The sequence below is a fragment of the Massilia violaceinigra genome (assembly GCF_002752675.1).
Taxonomy (GTDB): domain Bacteria; phylum Pseudomonadota; class Gammaproteobacteria; order Burkholderiales; family Burkholderiaceae_D; genus Telluria_A; species Telluria_A violaceinigra.
Genome location: NZ_CP024608.1, coordinates 3,249,878 through 3,274,619 on the forward strand (window position 1 = coordinate 3,249,878; position 24,742 = coordinate 3,274,619).

General features: G+C 62.8%; 23 protein-coding genes and 2 pseudogenes. 7 read left to right on the forward strand and 18 right to left on the reverse strand.

From position 1 onward, the window contains the following. Positions 1 to 47: 47 nt before the first annotated feature. The 6 genes from flgG to flgL all read left to right on the forward strand — a co-directional run bounded on the left by flgG (position 48) and on the right by flgL (position 7,003). Positions 48 to 830, forward strand: coding sequence for a flagellar basal-body rod protein FlgG (gene flgG / locus CR152_RS14705; protein WP_099875579.1), 783 nt, complete (start codon positions 48 to 50; stop codon positions 828 to 830). Positions 831 to 848: 18 nt separating this feature from the next. Continuing rightward, positions 849 to 1,493, forward strand: coding sequence for a flagellar basal body L-ring protein FlgH (locus tag CR152_RS14710; protein ID WP_099875580.1), 645 nt, complete (start codon positions 849 to 851; stop codon positions 1,491 to 1,493). 11 nt (positions 1,494 to 1,504) lie between these two features. Next, the gene (locus CR152_RS14715; protein WP_099875581.1) at positions 1,505 to 2,611 is read left to right on the forward strand and encodes a flagellar basal body P-ring protein FlgI; all 1,107 of its coding nucleotides are present in this window, start codon (positions 1,505 to 1,507) and stop codon (positions 2,609 to 2,611) included. Between the two features lie 10 nt (positions 2,612 to 2,621). Beyond that, a complete protein-coding gene (gene flgJ, locus CR152_RS14720) occupies positions 2,622 to 3,608 on the forward strand; it encodes a flagellar assembly peptidoglycan hydrolase FlgJ (RefSeq protein WP_099875582.1) in 987 nt (328 codons plus the stop codon). Between the two features lie 149 nt (positions 3,609 to 3,757). Next, complete coding sequence (flgK, locus tag CR152_RS14725; RefSeq protein ID WP_099875583.1) at positions 3,758 to 5,722, forward strand: flagellar hook-associated protein FlgK; 1,965 nt, start codon at positions 3,758 to 3,760, stop codon at positions 5,720 to 5,722. Between the two features lie 42 nt (positions 5,723 to 5,764). Continuing rightward, a complete protein-coding gene (flgL, locus tag CR152_RS14730) occupies positions 5,765 to 7,003 on the forward strand; it encodes a flagellar hook-associated protein FlgL (protein ID WP_099875584.1) in 1,239 nt (412 codons plus the stop codon). Positions 7,004 to 7,202: 199 nt separating this feature from the next. On the opposite strand, the pseudogene CR152_RS34185 reads toward flgL, so the two are convergent. The 4 genes and pseudogenes from CR152_RS34185 to CR152_RS14745 all read right to left on the reverse strand — a co-directional run. Next, positions 7,203 to 7,360: pseudogene (locus CR152_RS34185) on the reverse strand (IS5/IS1182 family transposase); the annotation flags it as partial. Between the two features lie 603 nt (positions 7,361 to 7,963). Further along, on the reverse strand, positions 7,964 to 9,712 hold the full coding sequence (locus CR152_RS14735) for a serine hydrolase domain-containing protein (RefSeq protein WP_157778487.1): 1,749 nt from the start codon (positions 9,710 to 9,712) through the stop codon (positions 7,964 to 7,966). Further along, positions 9,709 to 10,485 carry a type 1 glutamine amidotransferase domain-containing protein gene (locus tag CR152_RS14740; protein WP_099875586.1) on the reverse strand — a complete coding sequence of 259 codons (777 nt, stop codon included), beginning with the start codon at positions 10,483 to 10,485 and terminating at the stop codon, positions 9,709 to 9,711. The genes CR152_RS14735 and CR152_RS14740 overlap by 4 nt, the downstream gene beginning before the upstream one ends. A 165-nt stretch (positions 10,486 to 10,650) precedes the next feature. Continuing rightward, the gene (locus CR152_RS14745) at positions 10,651 to 11,691 is read right to left on the reverse strand and encodes a helix-turn-helix domain-containing protein (RefSeq protein WP_099875587.1); all 1,041 of its coding nucleotides are present in this window, start codon (positions 11,689 to 11,691) and stop codon (positions 10,651 to 10,653) included. A 146-nt stretch (positions 11,692 to 11,837) separates the two neighbouring features. Here CR152_RS14745 and CR152_RS14750 point away from each other — a divergent pair. Continuing rightward, positions 11,838 to 12,350: pseudogene (locus tag CR152_RS14750) on the forward strand (plasmid partitioning protein RepB C-terminal domain-containing protein); the annotation flags it as partial. 51 nt (positions 12,351 to 12,401) lie between these two features. Here the strand turns inward: CR152_RS14750 and CR152_RS14755 are convergent. The 14 genes from CR152_RS14755 to fliF form a co-directional block, all read right to left on the reverse strand. Beyond that, positions 12,402 to 12,845: an IS1096 element passenger TnpR family protein gene (locus CR152_RS14755; RefSeq protein WP_157778489.1), complete on the reverse strand. Its 444-nt coding sequence runs from the start codon at positions 12,843 to 12,845 to the stop codon at positions 12,402 to 12,404. Between the two features lie 335 nt (positions 12,846 to 13,180). Beyond that, complete coding sequence (gene fliR / locus CR152_RS14760) at positions 13,181 to 14,017, reverse strand: flagellar biosynthetic protein FliR (protein WP_099875589.1); 837 nt, start codon at positions 14,015 to 14,017, stop codon at positions 13,181 to 13,183. 36 nt (positions 14,018 to 14,053) lie between these two features. Next, positions 14,054 to 14,323 carry a flagellar biosynthesis protein FliQ gene (fliQ, locus tag CR152_RS14765; RefSeq protein ID WP_099875590.1) on the reverse strand — a complete coding sequence of 90 codons (270 nt, stop codon included), beginning with the start codon at positions 14,321 to 14,323 and terminating at the stop codon, positions 14,054 to 14,056. A gap of 12 nt (positions 14,324 to 14,335) precedes the next feature. Continuing rightward, positions 14,336 to 15,106, reverse strand: coding sequence for a flagellar type III secretion system pore protein FliP (fliP, locus tag CR152_RS14770; protein ID WP_099875591.1), 771 nt, complete (start codon positions 15,104 to 15,106; stop codon positions 14,336 to 14,338). Then, positions 15,096 to 15,719 (reverse strand): flagellar biosynthetic protein FliO, encoded by a 624-nt coding sequence (gene fliO / locus CR152_RS14775; protein ID WP_099875592.1) that lies wholly within the window; start codon positions 15,717 to 15,719, stop codon positions 15,096 to 15,098. Before fliO ends, fliP begins: the two co-directional genes overlap by 11 nt. Then, positions 15,716 to 16,132 (reverse strand): flagellar motor switch protein FliN, encoded by a 417-nt coding sequence (fliN, locus tag CR152_RS14780; protein WP_054264145.1) that lies wholly within the window; start codon positions 16,130 to 16,132, stop codon positions 15,716 to 15,718. Before fliN ends, fliO begins: the two co-directional genes overlap by 4 nt. 14 nt (positions 16,133 to 16,146) lie before the next feature. Beyond that, a complete protein-coding gene (gene fliM, locus CR152_RS14785) occupies positions 16,147 to 17,124 on the reverse strand; it encodes a flagellar motor switch protein FliM (protein ID WP_099875593.1) in 978 nt (325 codons plus the stop codon). Between the two features lie 6 nt (positions 17,125 to 17,130). Beyond that, complete coding sequence (gene fliL / locus CR152_RS14790; protein ID WP_099875594.1) at positions 17,131 to 17,649, reverse strand: flagellar basal body-associated protein FliL; 519 nt, start codon at positions 17,647 to 17,649, stop codon at positions 17,131 to 17,133. A 216-nt stretch (positions 17,650 to 17,865) separates the two neighbouring features. Next, complete coding sequence (locus tag CR152_RS14795; RefSeq protein ID WP_099875595.1) at positions 17,866 to 19,290, reverse strand: flagellar hook-length control protein FliK; 1,425 nt, start codon at positions 19,288 to 19,290, stop codon at positions 17,866 to 17,868. Between the two features lie 32 nt (positions 19,291 to 19,322). Continuing rightward, complete coding sequence (gene fliJ, locus CR152_RS14800) at positions 19,323 to 19,763, reverse strand: flagellar export protein FliJ (RefSeq protein ID WP_099875596.1); 441 nt, start codon at positions 19,761 to 19,763, stop codon at positions 19,323 to 19,325. Positions 19,764 to 19,798: 35 nt separating this feature from the next. Then, positions 19,799 to 21,208 (reverse strand): flagellar protein export ATPase FliI, encoded by a 1,410-nt coding sequence (gene fliI / locus CR152_RS14805; protein ID WP_099875597.1) that lies wholly within the window; start codon positions 21,206 to 21,208, stop codon positions 19,799 to 19,801. Beyond that, entirely contained in the window at positions 21,205 to 21,891 is a 687-nt protein-coding gene (locus CR152_RS14810; protein ID WP_099875598.1) for a flagellar assembly protein FliH, read from the reverse strand. Before CR152_RS14810 ends, fliI begins: the two co-directional genes overlap by 4 nt. Next, complete coding sequence (gene fliG / locus CR152_RS14815) at positions 21,891 to 22,883, reverse strand: flagellar motor switch protein FliG (protein ID WP_099875599.1); 993 nt, start codon at positions 22,881 to 22,883, stop codon at positions 21,891 to 21,893. The genes CR152_RS14810 and fliG overlap by 1 nt, the downstream gene beginning before the upstream one ends. Continuing rightward, positions 22,876 to 24,585: a flagellar basal-body MS-ring/collar protein FliF gene (gene fliF / locus CR152_RS14820; protein WP_099875600.1), complete on the reverse strand. Its 1,710-nt coding sequence runs from the start codon at positions 24,583 to 24,585 to the stop codon at positions 22,876 to 22,878. Before fliF ends, fliG begins: the two co-directional genes overlap by 8 nt. Between the last annotated feature and the right edge of the window lie 157 nt (positions 24,586 to 24,742).

Here is a 24,742-nt window from a genome sequence, read left to right on the forward strand (position 1 = left end):
GATCGGTGCGTGGCGATGTTCGCCGGCCGCCGTTACTGGAGAAGACCATGATTCGTTCCCTTTTTATCGCCAAGACCGGCCTGGAAGCGCAGCAGACCAACCTGGACGTCATCACCAATAACCTGGCCAACGTCAGCACCAACGGCTTCAAACGCAGCCGCGCCGTGTTCGAAGATTTGCTGTACCAAAATGTCCGCCAGCCAGGCGCCCAATCCTCGCAACAAACCCAGCTGCCTTCGGGCCAGCAGATCGGTACCGGCGTGCGCGCCGTCGCGGTCGAACGCATCCATACCCAGGGCAACCCCCAGCAGACCGGCAACTCGAAAGACGTGATGGTCAACGGCGCCGGTTTCTTTTCGGTGCTCATGCCCGACGGTACCGCCGCCTACACCCGCGATGGCTCCTTCCAGAGCGACTCCAACGGCCAGCTGGTCACCTCGTCCGGCTTCGTGGTCCAGCCGGCCATCACGGTGCCGGCCAATGCCCAGTCGCTCACCGTCGGGCGCGACGGCACCGTGTCGGTGACCCTGCCGGGCACCAACGCGCCATCCCAGATCGGCAGCCTGCAACTGACCACCTTCGTCAACCCGGCCGGGCTGGAATCGAAAGGCGAAAACCTGTACGTGGAAACCGGTGCCTCGGGGAACGCCAACACCAATACCCCGGGCACCAACGGCGCCGGTGTGCTGCTGCAAGGCTACGTGGAAACCTCGAACGTGAACGTGGTCGAGGAAATGGTCAACATGATCCAGACCCAGCGCGCCTACGAGATCAACAGCAAGGCGATCACGACGTCCGACCAGATGCTGCAAAAACTGTCGCAGCTCTAAGCCCTCAGGAGATTATTCATGAAGCCATTCCTCATCGTTTCCCTGCTGGCGCTGGCCGGTTGCGCCGCCACCCCAAGCTCGATCGTGCAGCGGCCCACCAGCGCGCGTCCCCTCATGGCCGAGGAGAGCGCGCCCGCCAACGGCGCCATCTACCAGCGTTCCCAATACCGTCCGCTGTTCGAAGACCGTCGCGCGCGTCACATCGGCGACATGCTGACCATTAATATCATCGAGAAAACCTCGGCCGTGAAAGCCGGCGCCAGCTCGGGTAACAAGTCCGGCTCGGCCAGCTTCGCCGCCCCTGGCGTGATCAAGAACGTGTTCGGGGCCAGCGTCGGGGTCGAGGGCGCCAACAAGTTTTCCGATTCGGACAACCAGAGCGCCAGCAACACCTTCACCGGCACCATCGGCGTGACCGTCACCGAAGTGCTGCCGAACGGGAACCTGATCGTGGCCGGCGAGAAGCAGGTCGCCATGAACAAGGGCATCGAGTTCATCCGCTTCTCCGGCATGATCAGCCCCGACAACATTGGCACCGGCAACACCGTCTCGTCGACCCAGGTGGCCGATGCGCGCGTCGAGTACCGCACCAACAGCCAGATCGACCGCGCCGAAGTGACGGCGATGGTGTCGCGTTTCTTCCAGTCCCTGCTGCCATTCTGATCGGAATATTCATGCGTGCATTCCTGAAAACCGCTGCCCTGGCTTTGTCGCTGACCCTGCTTCCGCAGGCCGTCCAGGCCGAACGCCTGAAAGACCTGACCACGATCGCCGGCGTGCGCCAGAATCAGCTGAGCGGCTACGGCATCGTCGTCGGCCTCGACGGCAGCGGCGACCAGACCACCCAGACCCCGTTCACGGTGCAGTCGATCGTCTCGATGCTGCAGGCGAAAGGCGTGAACATGCCGCCCGGCACCAGCCTGCAGCTCAAGAACGTGGCCGCGGTCATGGTCACCGCCTCGCTGCCGGCATTTGCCCAGCCCGGCCAGACCATCGATATCACGGTCTCGTCCATCGGTAACGCCAAGAGCTTGCGCGGCGGCACCCTGATCATGACGCCGCTGCAAGGGGCCGATAACCAGGTCTACGCCATGGCGCAGGGCAATGTGCTGGTCGGCGGCGTCGGCGCCCAGGCCGGCGGCGCGCAGGTACAGGTCAACCATCTGTCGGTGGGCAAGATTTCGGGCGGTGCCACGGTCGAGCGCGCCGTCGCCTCGAACCTGGGCGAGAACAACCAGATCCGCCTGGAACTGAACACTACCGACTTTTCCACCGTGGCCCGGGTGGTCGAAGCGATCAATAACCATTTCGGCCCGGATATCGCCACCGCCCTCGACGGGCGCGTGATCCGCGTGCGCTCGCCCTCGTCGAGCGACCAGCGGGTGGCGTTCATCGGCATCCTGGAAGGGCTGGAAGTGAACCCGTCCAAACTGGCCGCGAAGGTCATCATGAACGCCCGTACCGGCTCGGTGGTGATGAACCAGACCGTGACCCTGGACACCTGCGCGATTTCGCACGGCAACCTGTCGGTGACGATCAGTTCCGATCCGCAAGTGAACCAGCCGGGGCCGTTCTCGGGCGGCCAGACCGTGGTCACGCAGAACACCCAGGTCGAAGTCAAGAAAGACCCGGGCAAGGTGGTCATGGTCAAGGGCGGCGCGTCGCTGGCCGAAGTGGTCAAGGCCATGAATGCCATCGGGGCCTCGCCGCAAGACTTGCTCTCGATCCTGCAGGCGCTGAAAGCGGCCGGATCGCTGCGCGCCGAACTCGAAATCATCTGAGGACGCCATCATGATCGGCCCATCGAACGACCTGAGCAGCAAGCTTGCCCTCGACACCAATGCCCTGGGCGGGCTCAAGCAGTCGGCCAAGGCCGGCTCCCCGGAGGCGCTGAAAACGGCCTCGACCCAGTTCGAGGCGATGTTCATCAACATGATGATGAAAAGCATGCGCGACGCCACGCCCCAGGGTGAAGGCATGCTCGACAGCCAGCAAACCAAGACCTTTACCACCATGCTCGACCAGCAGATGAGCCAAAACCTGGCCAAGCGCGGGGTCGGCCTGGCCGATGTGCTGATCCGCCAGCTGAGCACCCAGACCGCCAATGCGCAGGCGCTGGCGATCAACGGCGATGTGCTGGCCCAGCCGGCCCAGCCGATAGCGATTGCCGGCGACCAGCCCGCCAAGCGCATCGCCATGCCGCCGGGGCGCGATGCCGGCGAAATGGTCAAGTCGCCCGGCGCGCTGCTCACGCCGGCGGCGCCATCGATGCCATCGACGCCATCGGTGCCGGGCATCAGCGCGAGCGGACGGCCGCAGTCGCCGCACGTGCGCGCTTTCCAGGAAAAACTCGGCGCCCATGCCGACGAAGCCTCGCGCGCCACCGGCATTCCAGCCAAGTTCATGCTGGGCCAGGCCGCGCTCGAGTCGGGCTGGGGCAAGCGCGAGATCCGCAACGCCGACGGCGGCACCAGCCACAACCTGTTCGGCATCAAGGCCGGCCCTGGCTGGACTGGCAAGGTTGCCACGGCGGTCACAACCGAGTACGTCAACGGCAAGCCGCAGACCCGGGTCGAGAAATTCCGCGCCTACGATTCATATGCCGACAGTTTCAAGGATTACGCGAAACTGATCACGAATAACCCGCGCTACGAGAAAGTACTGGCCAACTCCCAGGATGCGGCCGGATTCGCCCAAGGCTTGCAAAAGGCCGGCTACGCCACCGATCCCCTGTACGCGGCCAAGCTGACCAAGATTATCCAGCGCAATCTGGCCTGACCGGGCCTCGGCGCCCGGGTGTGGGCGGCCTGACGCGGCCGGGGCTTTCGCGGCGCGGCCCTGCGCGGCCCGGCCCGGCCTGCCTCGGCCCGCTCAAGTTTCTCCAGAATCTGCCGTAGATAGAGTTATTCAAGGAAAGAAACCCCATCATGTCTGGAAATCTCCTCAACATCGGCAAGACCGGTCTGTTCGCAGCGCAAGTGGGTTTGTCCACGACCGGACACAATATCGCCAACGCCAATGTGGCCGGCTACAGCCGCCAGACGGTGGTCCAGGCCAGTGGCATCGCCCAGGGCTATGGCTACGGTTTCATGGGCAGCGGCACCGAAGTGGAGCAGATCAAGCGCTATTCCGACAGTTTCCTGAACGGCCAGGTGCGTTCCGCCCAGACCCAGGTCAGCTCGCTCGACGCCTTTTATGCCCAGATCAGCCAGGTAGACAACTTGTTGTCCGACACCACGTCGGGCCTGTCGCCGGCGCTGCAGGATTTTTTCAAGGGCGTGCAGGACATGGCCTCGAACCCGTCGTCGGCCGCGTCGCGCCAGGCGGTGCTGTCGAACGGCGAGTCGCTGGTGTCGCGTTTCCAGGGCATCGACGACCGCCTGACCGAGATCCGCCAGGGCGTCAACAGTGAAATCACGGCCAAGGTCGGCGTCATCAATTCCTACGCGCAGCAAATTGGCCAGCTCAACGACAAGATCGCCCAGCTCAGCACCGGTACCGGCAACGAGCCGAACGACCTGATGGATGCGCGCGACCAGCTCATCGCCGACCTGAACAAGGAAGTCAAAACCACCGTCACGCGCGGCAATAACAACAGCCTGACGGTCTCGATCGGCAGCGGCCAGCCGCTGGTGGTGGGCAACAAAGCCTTCCAGCTGGCGGCCACCACCTCGCCGACCGATCTGAGCCGGGTCCAGGTCGGCCTGGTGACCGGCAGCAAAGTGACTGTGCTGGCCGACAGCGCGCTCTCGGGTGGCGAACTGGGCGGCCTGATGGAATTTCGTTCCGGCACCCTCGACCGTACCCAGAATTCTCTCGGCCGCGTAGCCATCGGCCTGGCGCAGACGTTTAACGCGCAGCACCGCCTCGGTATCGATGGGGCCGGCAATCCGGGCGGCGACTTCTTCAAGGTCGGCGTGCCCGTGGTCGGGCGCAATATCAACAATGCGGTCGGCAGCACCACCGATGTGCAGGCGGCCATCGTCGACCCCACCGCGCTGACCCAGAGCGATTACAAGGTCAGCTACGACGGCACCAATTACATGGTGACCCGCCTGTCGGATAACAAACCGTTCCCGGTCACCCCGTTCCCGCAGACCGGCCCCCAGACCATCGATGGCGTTGCCTTCACCGTCACCGGCAGCGCGGCGGCGGGCGACAGCTTCCTGGTGCGCCCGACCATCAACGGCGCCTCGGACTTTGCGATGATGGTCAACGAGCGCAACTCGATTGCCGCGGCAGCCCCGATCAGCACCAGCCTGCCGCTCAGCAACAAGGGTACGGCCACCATCAGCGAAGGCAATGTCGACGCGTCCTACCTGACACCCGGCAATGCGCTGACGGCGCCGGTCAACCTGACCGTGGGCGGCGCCCCGGCCGGCCTGTCGGGTTTCCCTGCGACCCAGGCCGTGACCGTCACCACGAATGGCGTGGCCACGACTTATCCGGCCGGCACCCCCTCGATTCCCTTCACGGCGGGCGCCAACTACAACTTTGGCGGCGTCAACCTGAAGTTTGCCGGCACCCCGGTCGCAGGCGACACCTTCACGGTCAGCCCGAATACGAATGGCACGGCCGACAACCGCAACGCGCGCCTGCTGGGCAACCTGCAGACCAAGCCGATCCTGGATGGCGGCAAGGCCACCTACCAGTCGGCCTACGCCGAGCTGGTCAGCTTTGTCGGCAACAAGACGCGCGAAGTGCAGGTCAACGGCCAGGCCGGCGATACCCTGCTCAAGCAGGTCACGGCGGCCCAGCAGGATGTCTCGGGCGTGAACCTGGATGAAGAAGCGACCAACCTGCTCAAGTACCAGCAAGCCTACCAGGCGGCCGGCAAGGTGATGCAGATGGCCAGTACCTTGTTCGATACGGTTCTGTCGATCAGTCGTTAATTAATGTCAATGTAATTGAGCAGTTCAGTCGAGGGAAACAGCATGCGCATCAGCACAAACACCATCTACGCCAACGGCATCGGACAGCTCGGCAGTTTGCAGAGCCAGCTGGCCAAGACCCAGATGCAGCTGTCGACCAACCGCCGCCTCGTGACGGCCGCCGACGATCCGGTCGCGGCCGCGCGCGTGCTCGAACTGACCCAGTCGGCCTCGGTCAACGAGCAGTTCAAGATCAACCGCCAGAACGCCAACAGCTCGCTGGGGCAGGTCGAAGGCGCGCTCACCAGCGCCACCACCCTGATGCAGGAAATCCAGCGCCTCTCGGTGTACGCCGGCAATGGCTCGCTGACGCCGCCCGACCGCGAAGCGATCGCGATCGATCTCGAATCGCGCATGCAGGATTTGCTGGCCGTGGCCAACACCGAAGATGGTGTGGGCGGCTACCTGTTTGCCGGCCACCGCGCCAACACCCAGCCGTTCACCCAGACCGCCGGCGGCGCCCAGTACAACGGCGACCAGGGCCAGCGCCAGTTGCAGGTCGGCTCGTCGCGCACGATGCCGGTCAGCGAAACCGGCAATGTCATCTTTGAGCGCAACATGACCGGCAACGGCGACTTCCAGACGCGCGCCGCGCCCGGCAACACCGGTTCGGGCCTGGTTTCGCCGGGCACGGTGACCGACAAGGCGGCCCTGACCGGCCACAATTACAGCGTGACCTTCGCGGTGACGGCGACCACGCCGCCGGTGACGACCTACATGGTGACCGACACCACCACCAACGAATCGATTCCGCGCCCGCCGGCGGTGGCCACGCCGCAGCCGTACAAGACCGGGCAGCAGATCGCGTTCGACGGCATGGCGCTTGATGTCAAGGGCGAACCTGCCAACGGCGACAAGTTCACCACCGAGCCGAGCGTGAATCAGTCGGTGTTTACCACGATCACCGATCTGGTGGCGGCGCTACGCCAGCCGACCATCGGCGCCGGCGGCAAGGCCCAGCTGGCCAACAGCCTGACCGTGGCCAATGCCAACCTCGGTTCCTCGCTCGACAACATCCTGTCGGTGCGCGCCTCGTTCGGCTCGCGCATGCAGGAACTCGATTACCTCGACAGCGCCGGCTCGGACCGCGACATCCAGTACCAGACCGCCATGTCGAACCTGCAGGATTTGGACATGGTCAAGGCCCTGTCGCAGTTCGCGCAGCAGCAGACCTCGCTTGAAGCGGCGCAGAAATCGTTCAAGATCATGTCGGGTTTATCGCTGTTTAATTACATCGGCTAGTGTCTGCTGAAGATGCGTCGGCTGCCCGTCGGTCCCGGTGGGCTTGTTCACCGGCTGTAGCCGGATGACATCCGCGGAAACCCGCATTGGAGGGGCGCAGGAGGTCGTCCAGCCAGCTGGCCGGCACATCGCCCGGCAAGGGCAATGTCCAGCCGCGCTCGTTACCGGGCTGGTTCCTTCCCTGCACGACTTAGAGCGCCTAACGAAACCTCTCGACGTACCTCCAGCAGATAAGTGAGCAGGCAATCGAAAGAAAGGATTGGTGGATGTCGGCTCGTCGTTCATAACGGATGCGCAGTGTGCGAAAACGGTGTAGCCACCCGAGGTGCGTTCAACGACCCAACACCATCGGCCAAGCCTTTCGCGTAACTAGACGCCGTAGCGTGCGATCCGTGCTGAGACTCCTCGCCGGCGCAGCCAGGCCCGCTGTGCTTGAAGCGACTGTAGAGCAAAAGCTTCCCAAGCCCCACCACATCAAAGACGACCTCTGTTCATGCGCGTCTTCGCCGCGTGAAAATCCAAATCTCGAAATAACCACTTAAACCAAGGGGTTCGTCGCCATCACATTTTCAACCCCACCTTGGTGTGAAAAAGCTGCCGATGTATCCGTTAAAGCTGATGTGAAGTTCAGAGTATGATTCGCGTTCGCGCGCTTTCGTTCCAGACGGTGGCATCCGAGCCCCGCGCCGGCGCAGTTTTGTAGCGGCAGCAGGGAATGGGCATCGAACAGATTCACGGCGACAGCAAGCTGGCCGGACGCCAAAGCGGTGCTTTATCAGTCGCTTCTAGCGCCGCCCAAGCGACCATCTGCTGGCAAATTGTTCCCTGGATCGTCTTTGCAGCGTCGTCTACCGGCGTCCTACTCATCACTTTTCTTTCCAGCGCTCGGCGACGGCTTGCTGGGCGGTGTGCAGGCGTTCGTGCAGTCCGGCGGCGCCGCTGTCGAGAAGACCGTCAAGTTCAGGGCGCGGAGATTCCCTGGCCGCCATCGTCGCGGAGCTTCTGGAAAACGAGGTTCCGGACTTCATCGACGACGACGCGCAATCCGGTGATTTCGCCCTTCTTCCCACGGACGAAGGTGATCCCGCCCATGAATCGCTTGTCCCCGGCAAACTTGTCAGGACCAATCGAACTGAAGGTCACAATGCCGCCCGAGCGATTATCGGCAACAAGCGTTCCGCTGCTGGCATCCAGTACAAAGGAGGCATTCAGGTCCTTGTTGTAGAAGGTCCCGGCGAAGCGCCCCAGTTCATCTTTCGTGTAAGTGACAGGCGTGTATTGTTCGAATACGATCGGATCACTGCCACTCATGGTGTAGTGCACGGATTTAGACTTCTTGTTACCCATGAAGCGGACGAAAAAGCTATCGTCACCGTCAATCTTCATCTGGAAGCTGGAGTCGTCCAGTGGAATCAGTACGCGCCCCTCTGTCTCTCCTGGCCGGGTGTAGTGCAAGACCTTGTCCTTGACTTCCACGCGTGCCGACCTGCCTCTGGTGGCGTCCCAATATGTTCCCTCCAGCAGTTGTAGTTGCTGTGGCGGCACATCGACGGCCTTGATTTTCGCGTAGTCGATGTTCGGCGGTTCAGGGAAGCGATCGCTTAACAGGATATTGGCGATCTGCATCCCCACATAACCGCTATAGGTCAGGCCGGAGCTCAATACCACCACGGCAAGGTCATTCCCGGGGAAGTGGAAGACTGAACTGGCGTAGCCGCCAAAGCTGGCGATCCGGTAGACCTTGGGAAGACCTCTTTCCTGCCCCGCGTGCTGTTGCCCGAAGGTGGTAATGCCGGAAACGTCTTTGATGAGCGAGCCATTATCGAGCCGGATTGGCATGCCCAGTTTATTGACCAGCGACTGCTTGCCAGGTGGCGGCGATGCGATCCAGGCGCGCCAGATGGACATATCCCTGATCGAGGAATACAGGTTGACCGGGCCTGCGACATTGACAGGGCCATCGTCACGCTGCAGGACGCCGCTGCCATCGAGGCGATAGGGAACAGCCGTGTTCTGCAGCGGGCGCCCGCTCCCGTAGACGAATATGGTGTTTGACATGCCCAGCGGAACAAAGATCTGGCTTTTGCAGAATGCGTCAAACGCTTGCCCGGATGCCACCTCGACAATCCGCGCCAGCAGGATGAGCCGGGTGTCGCCGCCAGGCGAAAACGCTTCACCCGGATTGAAATTGGTTTGTTTCTGGCTTTGCAGCAGTTGCACGATGTCCTTGTACTGCGCCGGTTCGCCGGCGCCCCATCCCGCCAGCGATTGGAGGGTCTTATACCCATACAGGCCATCGGTGGAACTCAGCAGATGCTTGATCGTGATCTTCCTGCCCAAGGCTGGCAGTCCCGGCAGGTATTGCCGAATGTCGTCATCCAGTGTGACCTTCCCTTGTTCTTCCATCATGAAGACCGCATGGGCAATGAATTCCCATGCCAGTGAATCGACCTGGAATTTGGTATCGACGGTGGCAGGGGCTTTGGATTCGAGGTCGACGCTCCCGAGCGCCCTCTCCAGTATCGGTTTGCCGCCCCTGATGACGGTGATCGCCAGTGCGGGTTTATCGGGTGAAGCGAAATTGCTGAGGATGCGTTCAACGGCCTGGGTCGTGGCCGGATCAAGCGCATTGCTAGCCTTGGCCGCAAGGGTGAACAAGGCCAGGTAGGCGAGGACGACAATCTTCGACGTGAGGTAGTGACGTTTCATCGTGGGTTCCTCGCCTCGATGGCCTTGATCACCTGCTCGGCGACGGCGGCGGTGGAGGAGGGGTCCTGCCCGGTGATGATGGTGTCGTCGACAACGTAAAAGCTGTCGCCCCATTTCTGGGAATAGACAAAGTTTCCGCCGTGCTTGCTGATTTCGTTGCCGATGGAAAATGGGAAAGTCTTGTAATAAGGCGCCTTGGTATCTTCAAAGATGTCGGGGAAGCCAGTCACTTTCCGGTTCGAGAAAATCGCCTTGCCGTTGCTGTTTTTGAGATGGACCAGGCCTGCAGTGCCATGGCAGACGGCGGAAATGATTCCGCCATTTTCATAGACTGTGACTGCAATATTCTGCAGCACGGGATTGTCAGCAACGCCGAACATGGCCGCACCGCCGCCGCTGTAATAAACGGCCTTGTAGTCAGCTGCACGAATTTGCTCGGGCTTCAGAGTGTTTTTCAGCAAGCTCATGAAGTCCGCGTTGTACAGGAATTCCTTCTGGATCTTGTTCGATGTTTCGATATAGCCCAGCGGAATGGCGCCACCGCTTGGACTGACAAAGTCCACCACATAACCGTGCTTTTTGAAGATGTCGTAGGCGACGACGATCTCGGCAAAATGATTTGCCGTATTCAGTTTTGTGTTGCCATATGTATGTTGGTTTGACGTGATGAACAGGATTTTTGATCCATGTTGAGGTGCGGCGAATCCCGGCCCGGACAGGCCAGGAAGGAGGGAGCCGCCAAGGATGGCGACCAAGAAACGATGTCGGTTCATAAGCTAACCCTAAATTGTGCAAAACGCATTAATCGAGAATATTGACGAGGCAGGCTGCCGCTTCGCCAGGTAGCAACTTAGGGCGTTTGCTGATACTTCGGGTCGTGAACCATGATTGTGGACTCCGGAATCATGATTTCGGAGCGCTCCGCAGGAGGGAACGGCTCAGCTTGGCTGCGATCGCGAGCCGACTGCGGTGCGATAGCTGGCCGGCGTCTGGCTGGTGATTTTCTTGAATGCCGCGAAGAAAGTGGAATTGGAATTGAACCCGCTGCGCTCGGCAACGAGGTCCATATTCAAATGAATTTCATTGACCAGCAGATGCTTGGCGTGCTGGATACGGTACTCGTTGACGTAGTGGTTAAAACTCTTATTAAGGCGTTCATTGATCACCTGGGAAACCGTGGTTGGCAAATTGCCGACTTTCTTCGCCAGTTGCGCCAGGCTGAGGTTTGGATTCAAGTACAACTGCTGCTCACCCATGACCTGGTTGAGTGCGGCCAGCAGCGCCTTGGCCTCTTCCTCACCGAGCTTGCTATTTTGATATCGATCCTTCCTGGCAGAGTCGGGCTTGGTATCGGCGCGCAGGATGAACGAGAGGATCGTCAGGTGGATTGAAAACGTGAACGACAGCGCGCCGACGATATACGATGTCAGTGGCGTGCTGAGATAGGCAACAAGAATCAGGAAGCTGCCAAAATAAACACTGAGTGGCAACAGAGCGCGGGCGCGCGCCGCCCTGAGCTCCCTGCCGGCGAGCAGCAGGTAGCAGAACCAATAGAGATGGATGCCCAGGATGGAATGGCGCCAGATGGATGGGTTGCTGGAAAACGGAAAAGCCAGGCCAAGGGCGATGAAAATTACTGGCAGCAAGAGATGCAAGTGCCAGCGGCGGCCGACAGCTTTTTCGGCCAAATCCGCGAGATGGCAATGCAGATACAGGTAGGTCAGCGGCCCGATGAGAAGGCAGGCCGACAAACCGATCTGGAGAAACTCGGCGGACATACCAGGATTGAAATAGTAAAAAGTCGATTTGCCGGTGCGGACACTGATCGCCAGCAATAATGCCCCCAGCATGCAGTTCGCTAGTCGATGTGTCCGGCGGGTGAACAGGTAAAGTGCCAGCAAGAAACCGTTGACGGCGCCAAGGGCACTGAAGAGAAAGAGAATTTGACTGGAGATCACGGGCATAGTGCTATTTGGCATTGGAATGCCAGCATCATGCCATTTTCGTGCTCAAGATGCGACCAATCAATGCGCAAGCACCACGTCAAACCTACTGCTCAAATTCTGCTTGTTGGGAACGAAGGCAGACCTATGGCAACGCCAAAAATTGAACACCCCTAAGGTCGGAGCGCCTAGCGCGGGCGCTTAACGTAGACGCGCGCACGATCAAGCGGAAGGCGGCTCTATTGAATGGCATTTGCCGCGAAGCCGCCGAACTGCTCAAGGATCATCAGTTCGCAACAGACCTCGCACGCGTTCTGCGGCAAATGAAACCGACCCGGCAGGTCGAATGCGTCGAACTGATGGTTTCCGCCAATACCAACACCGTTGCATATGCCGAGGCCATGCTGGTCGCCACGCCAGCGACGATGCTTGTTGATGGAAAAAATCGGCAAAGCTCACCGGATTGACGCAAGAGCAGATGGCTAGGATGGAACGTGAGATGAGCAATCTCCAGGGCCAGTATAAATCGGTCGAGCAGACACTACGGACAAGACGTACACAATCTTGTTCTCGCCAAAGGATACCTGACAAAACTGCTGGGAAATAAATCCGTGTCACGATTTCTAAAACAGCGTCAGCCAGAAGTGCTGGCCGAGTTTCCGGCAATAGTGCAAACGGTATCGTTGGATGGGTAACCCGTGGCGACGGTGAGCATCGAGCCCTGCCGCCGCGATCAGGTAGCAGGGTCAATCCCAATCCTCACCATCACCGAACTCCTTCGGCTTCACGCCCGTTTCGGACACGATGCACGGATAATCGATTTCTGGCTGCGACTTAGTTTCCTTGCCCCGCTTACTGATCTGAAAGCACCACGACGCGCCGACGTCGTAAAAATAGTACAGCATCTTGTGTTTCGGCAGCGGGAAGACTACGGATAGCTGTAGGTCCATTACGTGTGCATCGTCCTCGTCCCATTCACCGTCCGGCGTAAACCACGTCCTCTTGCCGCGTAGGCCATTTGCAAGATAGAACTCGTCGAGGTGATCGCCGTCGAAATCGACCATCTCCAGGATGCGCGATGCCAAGTCGCCCAGCGTCAACTCGACTGGTGCCTCGATCACGAACTGATATGGTGCTTTAAGATACCGGCCGCCGACGCACTCGATGGACAGGGTGAAAATTCCGCTCATAACCTTTTCTCTCCAGCTTAGAAAAACGATGCACATCACCAGCGCCCTTCATCCAAATTCGGACCGGTGGCGGGCATCTACGATGCTCCCGAGCGCCACCTTCACGCGTGGGACGAAGGTGTGCATGCCAAGCGCTGGTACCGGATTGTACGCAATGATCATCAATCCGGAATAGCCGTTATCCGTTGTGTACTAAACAGGGATCGTGTTTGTATTCAACCCGACATGGATGCGCCGGATCGCGCTGGATGAACGATAGGATTGTATAGATAGATTGCGTGCAGCAAGGCGGCGCGCTTGGTCATGACTATCGCGCGTTCCTGGACAGTCAAATGTTAGTTGGGTCTGGCAAGGGGCGCGGCCGGTACCGCCCCCGGCGCTGGTGCCGGCGTGGCCGCCATCCGCGGCACGCGTCGCGCCGTCTCGATGCCCTGGTTGAACAGTACCTGGAACGGATTGCCCAGGTAAGGCAGCACCATCACGATCACCAGCATGCCCACTCCCAGGGTGATCGGAAAACCAATCCCGAAGATGTTGAGCTGCGGCGCGGCGCGCGTGAGGATCCCGAGCGCCACCTGGGTAATGAGCAGGGCCGCCACGATCGGCAGCGACAAATGCAGCCCTGCGCTGAAAATCAGGCCGCCCCATTTCGCGATTTCCCATTCCGCCGAAGACGACATCGGCGTGGCCGAAATCGGCATCGTCACGAAACTTTCGGCCAGCGCTTCGAGCAGCACCAGATGCGCATTCACCGCCAAAAACGCCATGGTGGCAATCAGCGCCAGGAACTGGCTGACGGCCGAGGAGCGGCCCTTGGTGAGCGGATCGAAAAAGCTGGCAAAGCCCAGCCCCATGGTCAGGCTGCAGATTTCGCCGGCCATTTCGATGGCGGCAAACACCAGCCGGATGGAAAAACCCATCGCGATGCCGATCAGCATTTCCTGCACCAGAATGAGCAAACCGGCCATCGACATCGGATCGGCCGCGGGAATGGCGGGAATCGCCGGCGCGATGATGCTCGCCAGAAGTATGCCGAGCGAGATCTTGACCGACACGGGCACGCTGGCATTGCCGAACAGGGGAGCGGCCGTGATCAGGCCGAGGATGCGGGTCAGCGGCCACAACAGGCCGGCGATCCACGCGTTCATCTCGACGCTGGTCAGGGTAATCATGCGGGGGCGGCAGGCAAGGGCGGGGCGCGGATACGCCTAGCCGACCAGGCCGGGAATGCCGCTGAATACCTGACGCATGTAGTCGAGCATGACCGCCAGCATCCACGGTCCGGCCACGATCAGGGCGACGAAGATGCCGACCAGCTTGGGGATGAACGACAAGGTCGCTTCATTGATCTGGGTGGCGGCCTGGAAGATGCTGACGATCAGGCCGATGATCAGCGCCACCAGCAGCATGGGCGCGGCCACCATCAGAGTTACTTCCATGGCCATGCGGCCCATTGTCATCACGCTTTCGGGTGTCATGGCGGGCCCTTTCTAGTAAAAACTCTGCGCGAGCGAGCCGAGCAGCAACTGCCAGCCATCGACCAGCACGAACAGCATCAGCTTGAACGGCAGCGAAATGACGGCCGGCGACATCATCATCATCCCCATCGACATCAGCACCGACGCCACCACCATGTCGATGATAAGAAACGGAATGAAAATGGCAAAGCCGATCTGGAACGCGGTTTTCAGTTCGCTGGTGACAAAGGCGGGAATCAGGATGCGCAGCGGAATGTCTTCCGGCCCCTGCAGCGCGGCCGAGCGTGAAATCTTGACGAACATGGCCAGGTCGGCCTGGCGCGTCTGGCGGATCATGAAGGTTTTCAGAGGCGCCACCGCCTTGTCCACGGCTTCGCCCATCTGGATCTTGTTTTCCTGCAGCGGCTGGTATGCCTCCACATAAATCTTGTCGAACACCGGACCCATCACGAACAGGGTCAGGAACAGCGCCAGCCCGACCATGACCTGGTTGGGCGGGGCCGACTGGGTGCCGATCGCCTGGCGCAGCAGCGACAGCACGATGATGATGCGGGTAAAACTGGTCATCATCAGCAGCACCGCCGGCAGGAACGACAGCGCCGTCATCAAGAGCAGCGTCTGGACCGGCAGCGAGTACGCCGTGCCGCCGCCCGGGGCCGGCGTGCTGGTGAAGGTCGGGATGCCCGGCGCAGCGATTGCCAGAGCCGGCAGGCACAGCGCCAGCAGCGGCAGCCAGCGGCGCGCGCGGCTCAGGGGCGCAGAAGTAGGCGGCTTAGCGTCCATTGCGTTTGTCGATGGTCTGTTTCAGCCACTCGGCAAAGGTGCCCGATGCCGGGCCGTTGGCCAGCACCGCCGGGCCGCCGGGCGGCGTTTCCTGCTTCGGCATGGTGGCCAGTGCGTTGATGCGGCCGGGCGAGGCGCCCACCACGATCCACTGGTCGCCCACTTCGACCACGATGATGCGTTCGCGCCCGCCCAGGCTGAGCGCGCCGACGGTGCGCATCTGGGCCGCGCCGGCGGCGGCCTGGGGACCGTAGCGTTTCATGAACCAGACCATGGCGCCCAGCAAGGCCAGCACCAGGGTCAGGGCGAAAATGGTTTGCAGCAGATTGCCGGCCGATGGACCCGCCATCGGACCGGGCGCCGGCTGCACGGCGGCAGGGGCGGGCATGGTGGCTGCGGGGGCCGGCGTGGCAGCGGCAGGAGCGGTCACCGGGAGATTGGCCTGCGCTTCGGCGGCGGCAGGAACCGCTGCCGCCGGAGTGGATACGGACGGTGCAGGAACCGACGCCGCAGGGACAGAAGCAGCAGGAACGGCAGCGGCCGCCTGTGCGGCGGCCAGACCCGGCGCCAGGCTGCACGCCAGCGCCACGGCGGCAAGCAGGCGGGCCGTCATTTATTCAGTTTTCGAATCCGTTCGGACGGCGTGATGATGTCCGTCAGCCGAATACCGAATTTATCGTTCACCACCACCACCTCGCCCTGGGCGATCAGGCAGCCGTTGACCAGCACGTCCATCGGCTCGCCCGCCAGTCCGTCGAGCTCGACCACAGAACCCTGGGCCAGCTGCAGCAGGTTCTTGATGGCGATCTTGGTCCGCCCCAGCTCGACCGTGAGCTGGACCGGGATATCGAGGATGAAGTCGATGTCGTTCGGCGTGTCGGGCTTGGTGCCCTTGTTGGAGAAATCCTTGAACACGGCCGCGCTGGCGGCCTGGCTTTGCAGCGCGTCGGCTTCCGCCTTGGCCTGCTCGGCGATGGCCGCGCCCCAGTCGTCATCCATTGCATCATCTTCGAGATTATCGGCCATATTGCCCTCCTAAATTATTTGGTGTCCGCATTGGCGAGCAGTTTCTCGACCTTGAGCGCGTACTGTCCGTTGAGCACGCCGTAAGTACAATCCATCACCGGCACCCCGTCGACGGTGGCCTGGATCTGTTCGGGCACGTTGAGGGCGACGATGTCGCCCACCTTGAAATTGAGAATCTCGTCGAACGAGGCGCGCGCGGTGCCCAGCACGGCCACCAGTTCGACTTCGGCGATCTGGATCTGCTGGGTCATCAGGCGGATCCAGCGTTTGTCGACTTCCAGCGCCTCGCCCTGCAGGCTCGATGTAAGGGTATCGCGGATCGGTTCGATCATCGAATACGGCATGCAGATGTGAATCTGGCCGCTCACCGAGCCCAGCTCGATGGTGAATGTGGACGACACCACCACCTCGTTCGGGGTGGCGATATTGGCGAACTGGGTATTCATCTCGGACCGGATGTACTCGAACTCGACCGGATACACCGGTTCCCACGATTTCGCATACGAATCGAACACGATATCGAGGATGCGCAAAATGATGCGCTGCTCGGTCTGGGTAAAGTCACGGCCCTCGACCCGGGTATGGAAACGCCCGTCGCCGCCGAAAAGATTGTCCACCAGCAAAAACACCAGGCCCGGATCGAACACGATCAGGGCCGTGCCGCGCAGCGGCTTCATGTGCACCAGGTTCAGGTTGGTCGGCACCACCAGGTTGCGGATGAATTCGCTGTATTTGGAGACCCGCACCGAGCCGACCGACACCTCGGCGCTGCGCCGGATGTAGTTGAACAGGCCCACCCGCAACAGGCGCGCGAAACGCTCGTTGATGATTTCGAGCGTCGGCATGCGGCCGCGCACGATCCGTTCCTGGGTCGCCAGGTTGTAGGTGCGTACGCCCGTGTTGTCTTCGGGCGTGGACGCTTCATCCTGGTCGCCGTTGACGCCCTTGAGCAGGGCATCGACTTCTTCCTGCGAGAGAAAATTATCGGCCATGGCGCATTATTGGGACTGGATGATGAACTGGGTGAACATGACTTCGTTCACTTCCTGCGGCTCGTCGTTTTCGGCGAACGGCTTCTTGAGCGCTTCGAGAATTTCCTCGGCCAGCTTGTTCTTGCCTTCCACCGTCTTCACGTCCGACGCTTTCTTGGCCGACAGCAGCAGCAGCACGCGGCTGCGCACCTTGGGCATGTTGGCCTTGATCAAGTCAGCCTGCTCCTGACCCAGCATTTCGAGCGTGATCGTGGTTTGCAGCATGTTTTCTTCTTCACCGTCCGGTTGCAGGTTGACGGTAAATACTTCGAGCGGGGCGAACACCGGCGGCGCGTGCGCCTTGGCCTTTTTCTTTTTCTTGCTTGGCTTGGTGGTTTCCTCGGCCTCTTCGCCGCCCTTGCTCTGCGTGAAATACCAGCCTGCGCCGCCGCCGCCCAGCACAAGCACGGCCACGATCGCACCGATCATGGCCATTTTCTTCGACGGCGGCTTGGCGGCCGCATCAGGGGGGGCTGCAGCTTTCATGTTTGCTTTCGCTTTCAAGGTACCTCAAGACGGCGTCGGTGGATCATGCCTGCATTATGTCATTATCGCGAAGAAATGAGCGGGCGCATGCGTGGAAAACAGGGCCGAACCCGGCCCAACTCGTGGCTAGCTATCGACAGCCGATTTGCTTTTCACTCGCGGCGCATGGTTCGCGCCGGGGAAGGCCAGGCAGTTCGGCAAGTTCGTGCCGCGCCATCAGGCGAAGGTGTCGACCACGCCCAGCCGCCCACCCTGGACCGGGGTCTTGGCGGCCAGGCGCTCGTTGGCGTCCGAGGCGCTGCCGTTGACCGGGCCGCGCCCGCCGTCCGCGCCACCGCTGCCGCCCGCCGTGGCACGTTCGCCCTGGTCCTGGCGCTGTTCCGGCATGCCGGCGTTGACGCTGGCGTTACCCAGCGAAATGCCGCTTTCGTCCATCATCTCGCGCAGTTTCGGCATGGCATTCTCGAGCGCCTGGCGCACTTCCAGTTCGCCCGAGGAGAATGTCACGCTGGCGTTGTCGCCGCTGATATTGAGCACCACCTGGACCGGACCCAAGTCGGGCGGGTTCAGCGTCAGGGTCGCGCTTTGTTCCTTGCCGGCCACCATCCAGACGATTTTCTGGCCGACCTGGTTGTCCCAGGCCGGGGTGCCGACGCGCGCCGACAGCTTCTCGGCGCCGGCGTTGGCCGCCTGCGCCAGGCCGACCGCGGCCTGCTGCAGCGGGGCGCCGACCGGTGTCGGTTCGATCGCCGTGGTGTCCGTCGTTGCCGTCTCGGGCAGCTCGCGCGCGGCGGGAGCGATGCGCGCAGCCTCGGTTTGCAGGGCCGCCGTTTGCAGCCCCGGCGCGCTGCCTGGTGCCTGGGTGGTGTCGGCGGCAGCGCTGGCGCCGGCCGCGCGCGGCATGGCGCCTTCGAGCATGGCGCGCAGCTCGCCCAGCGGTGCGCCGTCGGTTTCCATCGCCGGTTCGGCCGGCAAGCCCATCGCGCCGACAGCGGGCGGGGTAGGGGCGCCGTCAACGGTCGGGAAGCGGCCGGCCGCGGCCATGGCCGGCGCGGTAAAGGCGGCCAGCGCGGCATCGGCCGCCAGGCCTGGATCGGCGGAGGCGGTGGTGGCGCCGCGGGTCGCGGCCAGGGTGCTCCAGGCCGGATCGGTGGCCACTGGCGCGGCGGCCGCTTGCGCCGGCTGGGTCAGGCTGGCGACCAGCGCCAGCATGTCGGTCAGGGGCAGCTCGGCGCGCGCGGCGGCTGCTGCGGCGCTGTCGGCGGCAGCGGCCGCGGCGGCCGCGCTATCGTCGGTCGCCGGGCTGTTGCCGCTCTCGCCGGACTGGTTATTGCTGGCATTGCCGGCCGCCGCTGCATTGGGCCGGGCTGGTGCGGCATCCGGGGCGGGCGCGCTGGCCTGCTCCGCCTTGGCGCCTTGTTCCGGACGCGGCGCCTGGGCTTTTTCGGCCGGGCGCGGCGCCGCGGGCTTGGCGCTCGCGCCCGCCGGTGGCTGCTGGGTCATGCTCTGGCGCTGCGCGATTTCGCGCGACAGCGTCTGGCCGAACTGGACCGCTGGCGCCGCGGCGGCGGCATTGATGCGCGCCGGTGCCGGCGCGGCGTTCAGGGAAGCCAGTGGCTGCGAAATGGGAGTAGTGGACATGGCGGGCGATCGGTTGGTTATGACAGGGTGCATCAACGTTTGTAATAAGCCTGGCGGGCGGCGTGTTCATCCATCTGTTTCTGGTCGCGCTTGTTTTCCAGGCGCAGTGCTTCGATCGCCGCGCGTTCGTTCAGGGTGCGGTACGACACCCGTTTACGCTCGCTGGCCTGCCACAAACCCTTTTCCACCGCACTACGGTGGTGCGCATGCTTGACGATCTCGCGCTGGCCCATGATGGCGTGCTCCAGCTTGCCGATGAAGGCGATGAAATTGGCGTACGCCATCGGCGTGATGCCGCTGCGCTGGGCCGCGTCCAGCTTTTGCGCGTAATCCTCCAGATAGCCCAGCAGCATCTGCAGCTTTTGTTCGGTCTCTTCCGCCGCCTTGATCGCCACGCCCAGCCGCTTGGCGGCATCGTCGGTGTCGCGCTGGGCGAGTTCGAGCAGGGTATCGAGGACGGTTTGTTTTGCCATAATGCATCATTATAGGCATCCCGAACCCTGTTCCATCACGAGAATAGAGAGGTCAATTCGGCCAAGCTCTGCGGCATGCCGACGTTATCCGTGATCTCCTGGCACAGAAACGCTTCGATTTTGTCGTTCAGGGCGATGGCCTGGTCGAGCACCGGATCGGTGCCGTGGGCGTAGGCGCCGACCGTGATCAGGTCGCGCGAGCGCTCGAAGCGCGAATACAGTTGCTTGAGGCGGCGCGCCGCGTGCTGATGGGCGGTGGTGGTGATCGTGTGCATGGCGCGGCTGATCGACTGTTCGATGTCGATGGCCGGATAGTGGCCGGCCTCGGCCAGGCGCCGGTTGAGCACGAAGTGGCCGTCCAGGATCGCGCGCGCCGAGTCGGCGATCGGGTCCTGCTGGTCGTCGCCCTCGGTCAGCACGGTGTAGAACGCGGTGATCGAGCCGCCGCCAACCAGGCCGTTGCCGGCCCGTTCCACCAGCACCGGCAGCTTGGCGAACACCGACGGCGGATAGCCCTTGGTGGCGGGCGGCTCGCCGATGGCCAGGGCGATTTCGCGCTGCGCCATCGCGTAGCGGGTCAGCGAATCCATGATCATGAGCACGTTCTTGCCCTGGTCGCGGAAATGTTCGGCAATCGCCGTGGTGTACGCGGCGCCTTGCAGGCGCATCAGCGGCGGGGTGTCGGCCGGCGCCGCCACGACGGCGGCCCGCGCCAGGCCTTCCGGTCCAAGGATGTGTTCGATGAACTCCTTGACCTCGCGGCCCCGTTCGCCGATCAGGCCGACGACGACCACGTCGGCCTTGGTGAAGCGCGCCATCATTCCCAGCAGCACCGATTTACCGACGCCGGAACCGGCGAACAGGCCCAGGCGCTGGCCGCGGCCGACGGTGAGCATGGCGTTAATCGCCCGGATGCCGACGTCGAGCGTTTCCACGATGGGGGCGCGGTCGAGCGGATTGGCGGGGCGCACGTTGATCGGCCCGCTATCCTCGGTCAGCAGGGGACCAAGGCCGTCGAGCGGGCGCCCGGCGCCGTCCACCACCCGGCCCAGCAAGCCCATGCCGACCGGCAGGTGGCGCGCGCGGTCGCTCGGACGGCGCCGCGGATGGGGCACCGTGCCCGGACGCGGCAAGGTGGCCTCGACCGGCAGCACCTTGGTGCCCGGCACGATGCCTTCGACATCGCTTTGCGGCATCAGGAACAGGCGGTCGCCGTCGAAGCCGACGACTTCCGCTTCCACGCGCGCGCCGTTCGGCATCGGGATGGTGCAGGCGCTGCCGACGGCCAGCTTGAGGCCCACGCATTCCATGACCAGGCCGGCCACGCGCGTGATGCGGCCCGACACCTGCTGCGGCTCGACGAAGCCGACCAGGGTGCCGCAGTCGCGCAGATAGGACGACCAGCGGGTGGTATGTCGGTCAACAGTGCGGTCGGGCGCGGTCATCGGTCCAGCCACTCGACGTCGTTCTTGCCGAGCGCGTGGGCCAGGCGCTGCCAGCGCACCTCGACCTGGGCATCGATCTGGTTGCTGGCGGTATCGATCTTGCAGCCGCCGCGGCTGATATGGGCGTCGTCCGCCACGCGCCAGCCGCCTTTGTCGAGTTCCTCGCCGATGGCTTCGCGCACCAGGCGCGCATCGTCCGGGTGCAGCATCAGCACGGCCGGCTGCTGCAGCACCGGCAGGTAAGAGATGGCGTCGCGTATCACGGGGATGATCAGGTCCGGCTTGACCCCGAGCGCGGTGCGCAGCATGTTCTTGGCCAGGTGCAGACTTAGTTCCAGCATGTCGTTGGCGATGCTATCGTCGGCCTGGGTGAGCGCCTGCGCGAAGGTGGCGGCGATCGATTGCAGGTTGGCGATCTCGCCCGCGCTTTCCTCGCGCCCGAGCGCGAGCGCGTCGGCGTAGCCGGCCGCGTGGCCCGCCTCGAAGCCTTCCAGGCGCGCCTGCTCGCGGATGGCGGCCAGTTCGGCCTCGGTCGGCCAGGCCGGCGGGGGCGGCTCGTCCGGCAGCGCTTCCGGCTCCGCTTCGGTCGGAAGATAGACCGGTTCCGGTTCCGGAACGCGGTCGAACGAGTTCATTTCCCAGCGCTGGTACGCGGTTTGCAGTTCTTTTGGAAGGGTAGCCATCAGACGAAGGAATCCTCACCTTTGCCGAGCACGATCTGGCCTTCGTCGGACAGGCGGCGCACGATCTGCAGGATTTGTTTTTGCTGGGTTTCGACTTCGGACAGGCGCACCGGCCCTTTCGATTCGAGGTCTTCGCGCATCATTTCGCCGGCACGCGCCGACATGTTGCGGAAGATTTTCTCGCGCAATTCCTGCGAGGCGCCCTTGAGCGCCATGATCAGCATTTCGGACTGCACTTCGCGCAGCAGCAGCTGGATGCCGCGGTCGTCGATATCGATGATGTTATCGAACACGAACATTTCGTCCATGATCTTCTGGGCCATGTCGTTGTCGTAGTTCTTGATGTTGTCCATCACCGAACCCTCTTGCTCGCCGCTCATGAAGTTGAGGATTTCGGCCGCCGCGCGCACGCCGCCGAGCGAGGATTTCTTGATGTTTTCGTTACCCGACAAGAGCTTGGTGAGCACGTCGTTCAGTTCGCGCAGGGCGGCCGGCTGCACGCCGTCGAGGGTGGCGATACGCAGCACCACGTCGTTGCGCAGGCGGTCGGTGAAGTTGCCCAGGATTTCGCAGGCCTGGTCGCGCTCCAGGTGGACCAGGATGGTGGCGATGATCTGCGGGTGCTCGTTGCGGATCAGTTCCGACACGGACGAGGCGTCCATCCACTTCAGGCTTTCGATGCCCGAGGCATCCTTGCCGCCCAAGATACGCGACAGCAGCACCGACGCCTTGTCGTCGCCCAGCGCCTTGGTCAGCACCTGGCGGATGTATTCGTCCGAATCGAGGCCGACGGTGGAGGTCAGTTCGGTCTGCTCGCGGAACGATTCGAGCACCGTGACCACCTGCTCGTGCTGCACGTTCTTCATCGTGGCCATGGCCGCGCCGAGCTTGAGCACTTCGCGCGGGCCGAGGAAGCGCATCACCTCGGCCGCCTCGGACTCGCCGATGGCCAGCATCAGGATGGCTGCCTTCTGGATTCCATTATCATTCATTTGTACCTACCCATGCCTTGATGACGTTTGCGACGATGCGCGGATCTTCCTGCGCCAGTTTCTTGGCCAGCGCCAGGTTGGCCCGGTAGCTGTGGTCCTGCTGCGATTCGGCCTGGGCTTCGGCTTCCTGCTCGGCCGCGGCGGCGTCGGCTACGGCTGCCTGTTCGGCGGCCTTTTCCTCCTCGGTGGGGGTCGGCTCGGGCGGCAGTTCGTGGGCCTTGTCGAACTTGGTCATGACCGGGCGCAGCATCGGCCGCAGCAGGCGGAAGTACAGGAAAGCGATGATCGCGGCCACGAACAGGTACTTGGCGACATCCTTGGCCAGCGGCAGGTTGGCAGGGTCGCGCCACCAGTCGAGCGTGGCGGCCGGCACATCCGGCTTGTCGACGCCGTCAAACGGGGCATTGGTCACGTTGAGCGTGTCGCCGCGGGCCTGGGAGTAACCCATGGCTTGCTTGACCAGCTCGTTGATCTGCGCTACCTGGGCGGCCGGCAGCGGGGTTACCGTGACCTTGCCGGTCCTGGCGTCGACCGAACGGCGGTGGTTGACCAGCACGCCGACGGTCAGGCGCTTGATCAGGCCCATCGGACGCTGCTCGTAGCGGATGGTCTTGTCGACTTCAAAATTGGTGGTGGTGTCCTTGCGCGTCGGGCCGGTGGTGGTCACCGGCACGGTGCCAGGGGCGCCGGTGGCGGTCAGGGACGCGGTGTTCAGGCCCGGCGGCTGGTTGGTCAGCGCACCCGGCACGCCCGACGCCACGGTGGTGCCGGGGCCGTTCGCTTCCGAGGTTTGCTGGCTGCGGATCGATTGCGGCTCCGGCGGCGAGTTCGGCTTGTAGACTTCGGCGGCGGTGTCGACCTGGGCGAAGTCGATGTCGGCGGTCGCTTCGGCGCGCACATTGCCGGGGCCGACCAGCGGCGAGATCAGCGACTCGACCTGCTTGATGATGTTCTTCTGGACCGCTTCCACGTACTTGAGCTGGTTCGGATCGAGCTTGCGCGCATTGCCCGATTTATCCGGATCGGACAGCAGGTTGCCGGCCTGGTCGACCACGGTCACGTTCGATACCGGCAGTTCCGACACGCTCGAGGCCAGCAGGTGGACGATGGCGTTGACCTGGGCCTGGTCGATGACGCGGCCGGTTTGCAGATTCAGCAAGACCGAGGCGGTCGGCTTTTGCTGCTCGCGCACGAAGACCGACGGTTTCGGCAGCGCCAGGTGCACGCGCGCCGAGCTGACGGCGGCGATCGATTCGATCGAGCGCGCCAGTTCGCCTTCGAGCGAGCGCTGGTAATTGACTTGTTCGTGGAACTGGGACACGCCCAGTTTCTGGTTTTCCATCAGCTCGAAGCCGACCGTGCCGCCCTTGGGCAAGCCCTGGGCGGCCAGCTTCAGACGGATGCCGTGCACCTGCTCGGTGGGCACCATGATGGAGGCGCCGCCGTCGGAGAACTTGTAGGGCACCGCCATCTGGTCGAGCGAGGCCATGATGGCGCCGCCATCCTTGTCGCTGACATTGGTAAACAGCACGCCGTATTCGGTGCGCTGGCTCCACATCCAGACGCCCAGCATCAACGCCAGCACCGCCGCGATGCCGAGACCGCGCAGGAAATTCTTTCCGAGCGGAGTCTGCAGGAACGTCGGGGGCGGCGTGTCCTGTTGGGGGATATCGACGAGTTCTTCTGCGGTTGCAGCTGCCATGGTGGGGGTGTCCGACGGGCCAGGCCCGAAACTGGTAGGAATTTTCCCAAACCTGCGCAAAGGCTGGGGCTCAGACTCCATTATGTGGGGCAGGGCCCCCGGTCAAAGCATCGAACAGAGCGCGCTTTTGGCCCCTGCTCGCGGGGCCGGCGCGCCA

What these genes read in the sequence shown, in the direction of transcription:
- fliG (WP_099875599.1), bottom strand. Translation starts at nt 22,883, where the DNA reads ATGAATGATAATGGAATCCAGAAGGCAGCCATCCTGATGCTGGCCATC.
- CR152_RS14755 (WP_157778489.1), bottom strand. Translation starts at nt 12,845, where the DNA reads ATGAGCGGAATTTTCACCCTGTCCATCGAGTGCGTCGGCGGCCGGTAT.
- fliQ (WP_099875590.1), bottom strand. Translation starts at nt 14,323, where the DNA reads ATGACACCCGAAAGCGTGATGACAATGGGCCGCATGGCCATGGAAGTA.
- CR152_RS14795 (WP_099875595.1), bottom strand. Translation starts at nt 19,290, where the DNA reads ATGTCCACTACTCCCATTTCGCAGCCACTGGCTTCCCTGAACGCCGCG.
- CR152_RS14710 (WP_099875580.1), top strand. Translation starts at nt 849, where the DNA reads ATGAAGCCATTCCTCATCGTTTCCCTGCTGGCGCTGGCCGGTTGCGCC.
- fliM (WP_099875593.1), bottom strand. Translation starts at nt 17,124, where the DNA reads ATGGCCGATAATTTTCTCTCGCAGGAAGAAGTCGATGCCCTGCTCAAG.
- CR152_RS14715 (WP_099875581.1), top strand. Translation starts at nt 1,505, where the DNA reads ATGCGTGCATTCCTGAAAACCGCTGCCCTGGCTTTGTCGCTGACCCTG.
- CR152_RS14740 (WP_099875586.1), bottom strand. Translation starts at nt 10,485, where the DNA reads ATGAACCGACATCGTTTCTTGGTCGCCATCCTTGGCGGCTCCCTCCTT.
- flgK (WP_099875583.1), top strand. Translation starts at nt 3,758, where the DNA reads ATGTCTGGAAATCTCCTCAACATCGGCAAGACCGGTCTGTTCGCAGCG.
- CR152_RS14810 (WP_099875598.1), bottom strand. Translation starts at nt 21,891, where the DNA reads ATGGCTACCCTTCCAAAAGAACTGCAAACCGCGTACCAGCGCTGGGAA.
- fliJ (WP_099875596.1), bottom strand. Translation starts at nt 19,763, where the DNA reads ATGGCAAAACAAACCGTCCTCGATACCCTGCTCGAACTCGCCCAGCGC.
- fliI (WP_099875597.1), bottom strand. Translation starts at nt 21,208, where the DNA reads ATGACCGCGCCCGACCGCACTGTTGACCGACATACCACCCGCTGGTCG.
- flgJ (WP_099875582.1), top strand. Translation starts at nt 2,622, where the DNA reads ATGATCGGCCCATCGAACGACCTGAGCAGCAAGCTTGCCCTCGACACC.
- fliO (WP_099875592.1), bottom strand. Translation starts at nt 15,719, where the DNA reads ATGACGGCCCGCCTGCTTGCCGCCGTGGCGCTGGCGTGCAGCCTGGCG.
- CR152_RS14745 (WP_099875587.1), bottom strand. Translation starts at nt 11,691, where the DNA reads ATGCCAAATAGCACTATGCCCGTGATCTCCAGTCAAATTCTCTTTCTC.
- fliN (WP_054264145.1), bottom strand. Translation starts at nt 16,132, where the DNA reads ATGGCCGATAATCTCGAAGATGATGCAATGGATGACGACTGGGGCGCG.
- fliP (WP_099875591.1), bottom strand. Translation starts at nt 15,106, where the DNA reads ATGGACGCTAAGCCGCCTACTTCTGCGCCCCTGAGCCGCGCGCGCCGC.
- fliF (WP_099875600.1), bottom strand. Translation starts at nt 24,585, where the DNA reads ATGGCAGCTGCAACCGCAGAAGAACTCGTCGATATCCCCCAACAGGAC.
- fliL (WP_099875594.1), bottom strand. Translation starts at nt 17,649, where the DNA reads ATGAAAGCTGCAGCCCCCCCTGATGCGGCCGCCAAGCCGCCGTCGAAG.
- flgG (WP_099875579.1), top strand. Translation starts at nt 48, where the DNA reads ATGATTCGTTCCCTTTTTATCGCCAAGACCGGCCTGGAAGCGCAGCAG.
- flgL (WP_099875584.1), top strand. Translation starts at nt 5,765, where the DNA reads ATGCGCATCAGCACAAACACCATCTACGCCAACGGCATCGGACAGCTC.
- CR152_RS14735 (WP_157778487.1), bottom strand. Translation starts at nt 9,712, where the DNA reads ATGAAACGTCACTACCTCACGTCGAAGATTGTCGTCCTCGCCTACCTG.
- fliR (WP_099875589.1), bottom strand. Translation starts at nt 14,017, where the DNA reads ATGATTACCCTGACCAGCGTCGAGATGAACGCGTGGATCGCCGGCCTG.